Origin of the sequence: Pseudomonas sp. 2995-1 (genome assembly GCF_002742505.1) — a bacterium.
Lineage (GTDB): Bacteria > Pseudomonadota > Gammaproteobacteria > Pseudomonadales > Pseudomonadaceae > Aquipseudomonas > Aquipseudomonas sivasensis.
Window position 1 is genome coordinate 1 of the sequence record NZ_LJSA01000168.1, and the last position, 239, is coordinate 239.

The 239-nt window shown below is 42.3% G+C and carries 1 protein-coding gene; it reads left to right on the top strand.

Annotated elements, in window-relative coordinates:
• Positions 1 to 207: FAD-dependent oxidoreductase (locus AOA61_RS00535; RefSeq protein ID WP_218197325.1), on the top strand; the 207-nt coding region annotated here is incomplete at its 5' end.
• Positions 208 to 239 lie beyond the last annotated feature (32 nt).

The following is a 239-nucleotide window of genomic DNA, read 5'->3' on the forward strand; positions in this document are numbered from 1 at the left end:
GACCATGCAACTGGGGAGTCTTTTGAATTTCCCTACGAAAAGCTTTTAATAGCAACTGGAGCCTCTCCTATCATTCCACCGTTTGAAGGCCGAGACTTAGACGGAATCCATGTACTTAAGACCATACCTGATGGTGAAAAAATTGTTGAAGATATGACTGACGAAGTATTAAATGTCACTGTTATTGGGGCTGGATACATTGACTAGAAGTGGCAGAGAATTTCGTGGAACAAGGTCGT